Source organism: Pseudofrankia coriaricola (genome assembly GCF_001854805.1).
Classification (GTDB): domain Bacteria; phylum Actinomycetota; class Actinomycetes; order Frankiales; family Frankiaceae; genus Pseudofrankia.
The window spans coordinates 44,828-52,666 of sequence record NZ_MBLO01000037.1 but is presented as its reverse complement, the minus strand read 5'-3'; the positions used below and the strand labels follow the sequence as shown (position 1 = coordinate 52,666).

General features: G+C 71.1%; 7 protein-coding genes. 4 read left to right on the top strand and 3 right to left on the bottom strand.

Annotated elements, in window-relative coordinates:
* The coding region (locus BCD48_RS08010; protein ID WP_131803833.1) for an enoyl-CoA hydratase/isomerase family protein at positions 1-535 on the bottom strand (535 nt) is incomplete at its 3' end.
* A gap of 222 nt (positions 536-757) precedes the next feature.
* On the opposite strand from BCD48_RS08010, the gene BCD48_RS08005 reads away from it, so the two are divergent.
* A complete protein-coding gene (locus BCD48_RS08005) occupies positions 758-1,555 on the top strand; it encodes an enoyl-CoA hydratase/isomerase family protein (protein WP_071047672.1) in 798 nt (265 codons plus the stop codon).
* Between the two features lie 279 nt (positions 1,556-1,834).
* Here BCD48_RS08005 and BCD48_RS08000 read toward each other — a convergent pair whose 3' ends face one another.
* Both BCD48_RS08000 and BCD48_RS07995 read right to left on the bottom strand, forming a co-directional pair.
* Positions 1,835-3,295, bottom strand: coding sequence for an aldehyde dehydrogenase family protein (locus BCD48_RS08000; RefSeq protein ID WP_198543142.1), 1,461 nt, complete (start codon positions 3,293-3,295; stop codon positions 1,835-1,837).
* On the bottom strand, positions 3,295-4,359 hold the full coding sequence (locus BCD48_RS07995) for an NAD(P)H-dependent amine dehydrogenase family protein (RefSeq protein ID WP_071047671.1): 1,065 nt from the start codon (positions 4,357-4,359) through the stop codon (positions 3,295-3,297). Before BCD48_RS07995 ends, BCD48_RS08000 begins: the two co-directional genes overlap by 1 nt.
* A 304-nt stretch (positions 4,360-4,663) precedes the next feature.
* On the opposite strand from BCD48_RS07995, the gene BCD48_RS07990 reads away from it, so the two are divergent.
* The 3 genes from BCD48_RS07990 to BCD48_RS07980 all read left to right on the top strand — a co-directional run bounded on the left by BCD48_RS07990 (position 4,664) and on the right by BCD48_RS07980 (position 7,806).
* Positions 4,664-5,446, top strand: a complete 783-nt coding sequence (locus BCD48_RS07990; protein ID WP_071047670.1) for a PaaI family thioesterase — start codon at positions 4,664-4,666, stop codon at positions 5,444-5,446.
* A 127-nt stretch (positions 5,447-5,573) separates the two neighbouring features.
* Positions 5,574-6,860: a phosphotransferase family protein gene (locus tag BCD48_RS07985; protein ID WP_241841583.1), complete on the top strand. Its 1,287-nt coding sequence runs from the start codon at positions 5,574-5,576 to the stop codon at positions 6,858-6,860.
* A complete protein-coding gene (locus BCD48_RS07980) occupies positions 6,853-7,806 on the top strand; it encodes a DUF7064 domain-containing protein (RefSeq protein ID WP_071047669.1) in 954 nt (317 codons plus the stop codon). Before BCD48_RS07985 ends, BCD48_RS07980 begins: the two co-directional genes overlap by 8 nt.
* Positions 7,807-7,839 lie beyond the last annotated feature (33 nt).

The following is a 7,839-nucleotide window of genomic DNA, read 5'->3' as shown; positions in this document are numbered from 1 at the left end:
GGGAGCCGAGGGCGGGGCCGAGGAAGCGGGTGGCGGGCATGCCGAGTTGGGTGTTGCGTCCGACGACGGCGATGTCGGCCATGAGTGCGATTTCGAAGCCGCCGCCGAGGGCGAGGCCTTCGACCTGGGCGATGGTGGCTTTGGGGAAGCCGAGGAGTTCGTGGTAGAAGCCGAAGGTCTGGCGGTCGACGGTGAGGCGGCGGCGTTGGCTGGGTCGGCGGGGCTTGGTGGGCGGCGTGCCGTTCGTGGCGGTCGTGGTGGTGTCGGGGGTGGTGCCGTTGGTGGTGGTGGTGTCGTCGTACCAGCCGTAGGCGTTGCGCATGTCGGCGCCGGCGGAGAAGTAGCCGTCGGTGCCGCGTAGGAGGACGACCTTGGTGTTGTCGTCGGTGGCGGCGGTGTCGAGGTGGGTGGCGAGCTGGTCGCGCATGGTGGCGTCGTAGGAGTTGCGCCGGTCGGGGTTGTTCAGCGTGATGCGGGCGATCCCGGTGTCGGGGTCGCGTTCGAGCAGTACGCGTCTGTCAGTCAACGCGGTCATCCTTCTCCCGTTGCGCCTGGGTCCTGGCCATCCTAGGGTTAATGTCTAGATATTTCCAGCGAGCCGCGTGCGGTCGACCCTAGCGAGGCAGAGGGAGGCGTCACGTATGGACTTCCGTCTCAGTGACGAGCAGCTTGCCCTGCGCGACACCGTTGTGTCGTTCTGCAACGGCCATTCCGACGTGGCAGGCAGGATGGGCGGGGCGACGAAGGTGGTGAGCGGATGACGGGGACGGACCGGCCGCCCGCATACGGCACGATCAAGTACGAGGTGACGCCCGACAAGGTGGCCACGATCACGCTGAACCGGCCTGAGGCGCTGAACGCGTTCGACCGCCAGATGTGCGAGGAGATCCGCGACGCCTGGAAGCGGATCAAGGACGACCCGGCGGTCAACGCGGTCGTGCTGCGCGCCGCCGGCGACCGGGCGTTCTGCGCCGGTCTGGACGTCAAGAAGAGCTACGGCCAGCCGGACGACGTCTGGAACCACGAGGACCCCGGCGAGCTGCTCTCGCCCAAGTGGCGGAAGGTCTGGAAGCCGGTCGTCTGCGCCGTGCACGGCATCTGCACCGCGGGTGCCTTCTACCTCGTCAACGAGTCGGACATCGTGATCTGCTCCGAGGACGCCACCTTCTTCGACTCGCACGTCAGCCAGGGAATGGTGCTCGCGCTGGAGCCGATCGGCCTGATGCGCAGGATCGGCCTCGGCGAGACGCTGCGGATCGCGCTGTCGGGCAACGACGAGCGGGTCACCGCCGCCACCGCACTGCGCATCGGGCTCGTGACCGAGATCGTCGATCGCGACCGGCTGTGGGAGCGGGCCCACGAGATCGCCGCCGGAATCGCCGAGAAGCCGTCGTCGGCCACCCAGGGCACGGTCCGCGCCATCTGGGAGTCGCTCGACCGTCCCTACCGCGCCGCCATGGAGCAGGGACTGATCTACACCCGGCTGGGCAACCCGATCGGCATGGCCGAGGCCAGGGCCAACCCGCGGCTGAAGCGTCAGCCGAGGCTGCGATGACAAGCGTCGAGAAGGTCGGTCAGGTCATGCCGCACTGCCCGGCCGCATCGCCGACACCTTGATCCTGAAGCCGGCCGCGCCCGCGCCGTTCCTGGAGCTCCAGGGGAGCTGTCGCTCCGAGGATTTCACCAGATCACGAACGGCTCGCGCGTTTCGGGCCAAGGCGCGCGGCGCGGCGCCGACGGCGGCGTCCGGTAGCCCCGTGTGGAGGGCCACCGGCCGCCGTGGGACCGGCAAACAGTCAGACTGGGGTTCCCACCTGCCACGTTTCGGCTCGGGTCAGGCGGGCCAGCCGACGGTCTTGGTTTCGGTGAAGATCTCGAGTCCCTCGATGCCGCACTGGCGGCCGATGCCGGACTGCTTGTAGCCGCCGAACGGGGCGTCGGCGCCGTACCAGAGGCCGCCGTTGAGGCCGAGCGTGCCGGTGCGGATCCGGCGGGCCACGTTCTTGGCCCGCTCCAGGTCGCTGGACATGATGGCGCCGGAGAGGCCGTAGACGGAGTCGTTGGCGATGCGGACGGCGTCGTCGTCGTCCTCGAAGCCGATGACGACGAGGACCGGGCCGAAGATCTCCTCCTGGGCGATCGTCATGCCGGGGGTGACGTCGGCGAACAGGGTCGGCTCGACGAAGTAGCCGCGGTCGAGGTTCTTGGGCACCCCGCCGCCGAGCACCACACGGGCGCCCTCGGCGCGGCCCTTCTCGATGTAGCCGAGGACCCGCTCCTGCTGGCGCTTCGAGACCTGCGGGCCCTGCAGCACCGAGGGGTCGGTCGGGTCGCCGTACTTGACGCCCTCGAAGGCGGCGGTGGCCAGCTCGATGGCCTCGTCGTAGCGGGAGTTCGGGACGAGCAGCCGGGTCGGCATCGCGCAGCCCTGGCCGGCGTGCATGCAGACCATCGCGGCCCCCGGGATCGCCTGGGCGAAGTCGGCGTCGTCGAGGAGCAGGTTGACCGACTTCCCGCCGAGCTCCAGGAACGTCGGCTTCACCGTGGCGGCCGCGGCCGCCATGATGCGCCGGCCGGTGACCGTCGACCCGGTGAAGGCGACCATGTCGACCAGCGGGGAGGTCGAGAGCACCTCGCCGACGAGGTGGTCGGCCGACGGGACGATGTTGACGACGCCGGGTGGGATGTCGGTGTGCTCGGCGATGAGGCGGCCAAGGCGGGTGGTGTTCCACGGGGTGTCCGGCGCGGGCTTGAGCACGCAGGTGTTGCCCATGGCGAGGATCGGGCCGAGCTTGTTCAGCGCGATCTCGATCGGGAAGTTCCACGGGGTGACCACACCGACGACCCCGACCGGCTCCTTCCACACCTCCCGCGCCGACGGGTAGCCCATCCCGAACGCGTCCTTCTCACCGAGCTGCCGCGTCCACGGGAAGGACTCGATCTGCTCGGCGGGCCAGCGCAGCGCCTCCCGCAGCGGCGCGTCGAGCTGCGGCCCGTAGGTGGTGATCACCGGGCAGCCGACCTCGGCGACGAGCTCGGCCCGCAGCTCCTCGACCTCGGCCTCGATCGCGGCCTGCAGCTGCAGGATCGCCTTCTTGCGACCGGCGTGGTCGGTGGCCCAGTCCGACTGGTCGAACGCCGAGCGGGCCGCGGCGACGGCCCGCTCCATGTCGGCGCGCGACCCGTCGGCGGTGACGCCGAGGACCTCCTCGGTCGCCGGGTTGACGTTGTCGAAAACCCGGCCTTCCTCGGCGTCGACGAGCTTGCCGTTGATTAACATTCGCTGCTCGGACATCACTTCTCCGGATAGGTCGGCGACGAGACGATCTTTCTCGGCAGGGGGAGCGGAAGGTCGGCGTAGGTCACGATTCCGGGTGGCGCGGCGACGACGGCGGGAATGGCGTGCACCGCCGGCATGGCCGTCATCACCATGCCCAGAACCATGAAATCCGCGAAAGTGGTTCCCTGGAAGTCGGGAGGCGGCAGGATCTCGACCTTCGTCCGGATCGTCGGCCTGCCGTGGACCTCGATGACGTAACCGGTGTCGATCTTCCAGTTGGGTTCCAGGGACTGGCCCTTGCGCCACCGGAAACGCAGGTCGACGACGGTGCGGCCGGCCACCCTGCCCTGCCAGCTGCCGGCGATGCCCGCGACGCAGCCGGCGGAGATCTTCCAGGAGCCGAGGTCGAGATCCTCGGTGGTCTTCGCGTACTCCGCCTCGCAGACCACCTCGTCGAACTCGACGCCGAGCGCCGCGCCGAGCAGGCGGACGGCGTCCTCGAACACCGCGGTGCCCTTGGTGGTCATCGCCAGCAGGTCCGGGTCGTCGATGGGGCGGGCGAACCCGACCGGCAGCTCGGTCGCGGGGGAGTCGTAGCCGGTGGCGTCGGCCGTCTCACTGACCACGATCTTGTCGACGCGGTCGCAACCGGCGGCGGAGACCATCGCGATCAGGTTCGCCAGGCCCGGGTTGATGCCGGAGCCGAAGACGGAGGTCTGACCCCGGGCACAGGCCTCCTGGATGCGGCCACGGCCCTCGCCGAGGGAGTGGCCGGTGATGAAACCCGCCGTGCTGACGATGTTCGCTCCCGACTCGAGGATGCGCACCATCTCGTCGACGTCGAGCCACATCGGGTTGTAGATGACGCAGTCAGGCTTGAGTGTGAGCAGGGCGTCGACGTCGTTCGTCGCGGCCACCCCGGCGGGCGCCGTACCGCACAGCTCCCCGACGTCCTTGCCGACCTTCTCGGGCGACCACGCGTAGCAGCCCACTAACTCCAGGTCCGGATGGGTGAGTACCGCCTCGACCGACTGCCGGCCGACGTTGCCGGTGGTCCACTGCACAACCCGGTAGGTCATCGCGCATCTCCGCTCCGGACGCGACAAGCTGGACATGGCGCTCGGCGTCCTGCTGAAGGTTCTACCGCCTGAGAGACGAGTCATCTAGATGTATCGCGCATGTTGCCCGCGGGTGCGTCCCGCCGGGCAGGGCCGCTGACGGACGTGCCGCGGGCGGTCCCGTCGACCGTGACCTCCGGGGTGCCGCCGGGCGGCGTCACTCCCCAGGGCGTCCGTGTCCCAGCCCGCTTCCTCTGATAAATATATAGATGTATCGTGCCAGGGCTGTTTGGACCGGCCCGGTGGAACTGGAAAGGATGTCGCCGTGACAGCGGCCACCCACATCGTCACCGAGCTCGGCCTCTCCGTCGCCATCGACGGCCCGCTGGCGGTGGGACGCGCCGCGATCGTTCCGGAGGTGTGCGTTCCGGGGAGCGTCGTGCCGCGGACCTCGGTCCTGGCCACCTGGGCCGACGTGATCACCGGGACGCTCTGCATCTCCGCCGTCGCGCCGCGCATTCCGCTCACGCTCGATCTCGAGGTCCAGGTGTTCGAGCCGCCCCTCGAGGGCGACACGGTCACGGTCGAGGCCAGCATCGTCAAGCGGGGCCGGACCGTCGTCGTGTCCGAGGCCCGGTTCTACGTGCGGGGGTCCGCCGCGCCGGCCGCGCTCGCGCTGGCGTCGTTCATCGCGTCGCCGGACCCGAGCCACGTCTTTCCCCCCGACTTCCACCCGCCGCTGCGGCAGGAGGCCGGCCGGCTGTCGGTGCCGTTCGCCGAGCGGGCCGGGTGCGCGGTCAGCACCCCCGGGACGGCGGTGGTCCCCCGGAAGCCCGACGGGCTCAACTCGTCCGGCGGGATCCAGGGCGGCCTGGTCGCGCTGGTCGCCGAGGAGGCCGCGGCCTCGCTCGCCGACCCGCCGGTGTTCCTACGGTCTCTGATGCTGCGTTACCTGAGGCCGTTCGCGGTGGGGCCGGCCCGGGCGACGGCCGAACGCCACGGCGACACCTGCCTGGTGCACCTGACCGACGCCGGCGTCGACAAGCTGAGCGCCCTCGCGACCGCCCGCCTGGCCGACGCGCCCCGGCTGCGCGCTGCCCGGGCGTAGTTGTCCTGACCATGGCGTTGGCGGCGGTACGCACCGAACTCACGGCACCCGGCTGAATCCCTGCCCCAGCGGTCCCGTCCGCGCGTCGAAGGCACACAGATGCCGCGCGGGTATTGAAGACATGTAGATGTATGGCCTAGTCTCTGCGGGCAGCGCCGGGGCCGCCGCGCGAGGGAGGCTGCATGGACAGCGAACATCCGGAGCGATCCGCCGCTCCGGCGCCGGACCGGTTGGCGCCGGACTGGTTGACGGCGGTCACGGGCGGCGGCGGGTCGCCCGTCGACCTTCCGGGCACGGCCGCCGCCGGGCACGAGGCGACGACCGAACGGGCTCGGTCCTGAGCACCGGCCCGGCCCCGGACGACGAACCCGGCTTACCCGACGGCGGCCCGGGCCCGCCGACCGGCACCATCGGCGTCGACGCGCGGCGGGTCGCCACGTGGCTGCGCGAGAGCCTGCACCCCGCTGTGTCGTCGGCCGCCGTCAGCAAGCTGCCCGGCGGCCACTCCAGCGGGGTGTGGCGCGTCGACGCGGTCATCGACGGCGACGTCCGGCCGATGATTCTCAAGGCTCCTGAACAGCCGAGCGTCGTGTACCAGCGGGATGCCTGCCGTGAGGCGCGGATCCTCGCCGCCGTCCGCGGGATGGGCGCGCCGGTGCCGGACGTGCTCGCCGTCGACACCGGGAAGGCCACCGGCCGGCGGTGCTTCGTCATGGAGCACGTCGAGGGACACGGGCTGGCCGACTCGTCGTTGGCGGGCCCGCATGAGGACACCTGGCTGCAAGGCATGGGCCCGGAAGCCCGGCGGGCGATCTGGGACTCCTTCCACGACGCGCTCGCCGCTCTGCACTCGGTCGACGCGCGGCGGGTTCCCGACGCGAGCCACGGGCCGCGCGGCGCGGTCGATGTCCTCGACTACTGGCGGGCGGCGCTGCTGGACGCCGCGCCGGCGCACTCGGTGCCGCGGCAGCTGAGCGCGCTGGACTGGCTGCGGGACAATGCCCCACCGGGCGCCGACGACGCGCCGGCGGTCTGCATGGGCGACGCCCGCATTGCCAACTGCCTCATCGACGGGAGCGAGGTACGCGCGCTGGTCGACTTCGAGGTCGCCTACGTCGGGAATCCGGCCGCCGACCTCGCCTACAGCATCTTCTTCGACGGCCTGCACAGGGCAGGCGCGCGACAGCCGCTCGACGGGCTTCCGTCGGCGGCCGAGACCTGGAACCGGTGGAGCCGCGCGACCGGGCGGCCCGTCGACAACCCCGCCTACTGGACGGCCTTCGGCGTGACGATCCTCTGCGTGACGGCCACCCGGGCGATGATCCAGTGGGGTCTCGCGAACCAGGGGATCGAGTCGGCCAACCCGATGGTCGCGCGCTGGGAGGCGTGCGTGGAAAGGGCAACCCATGCCTGAGTCACCCGCCAGGTTCACGGCCGACGACGAGAACCTGCATCCGGCCGACCCGCACGTGTGGTCGTGGAACGAGTCCTGGTACTTCTCCTGGATCGACCTGGACGGCGGGCCGGCCGGCTTCTTCCGGCTCGGGCTCCTGCCGAACCAGCGGCGGGCGATGCTGTGGTGCTTCGTCCACGTCGACGGCGCCTGGCATGGCGTCGAGGAGTCCCGGCTCGCGCTCGACCATGTCGACCTCGCCGCCGGGCATTCCTACGACAGGTGGGCCCTGCGGTTCGGCTGGCGCCCGGAACTGCCGCTGGCCGGCGCACACTTCACCTTCGCCGGAACCCTGCTCACCCGGTCCGGCGCCGACACGGGCGCCCAGGTGCCCGTCTCGATCGACCTGACCTGCGCGGCCACGAGCGAGCGCGTCGGCGCGGCGCCCAGCGCCGACACGTCGTATCCGGCGGACCGCTTCGAGCAGTCGCTCCGGGCATCCGGGACCGTCGTCGTCGGTGGCGACGCCCGCCCGGTGCGTGCCGGCGCGCACCGGGACCGGTCCTGGGGGCCGCGCGAGTGGCGCCTGCCGTTCGCGATCGGCGACCTGCAGGGCGGCGACCGCCAGCTCTACTTCGTCGGCTCGCCCAGGCACGGGCGCGGCTCCGGATACCTACGCGACGGCTCCGCCGAGCCGCGCCGGCTCAGTTGGGCCGGCGGGACCGTCGGGTACGACGACGAGGCGCGGACCATCACCCCCGGAACACTGCGCTTCGAGGACGCCGACGGCGCCCCGATCGAGGTGGAGCTCGAACCGATCGAGCCGAGCGTCTGCTTCGACATGGCCCACACCGGCCAGGAACCGGAGCAGTGGCCGTACTGGCGCATCCTCGTGCGGGCCAGGGTGCCCGGGTGGGAAGGCCCGTGCCGCGGCTGGTTCGAAGCCAGCCGCTACGGGATCCTCTGACCTCTGGTCATTGCCGTCTCGGCTGTGCCGCCG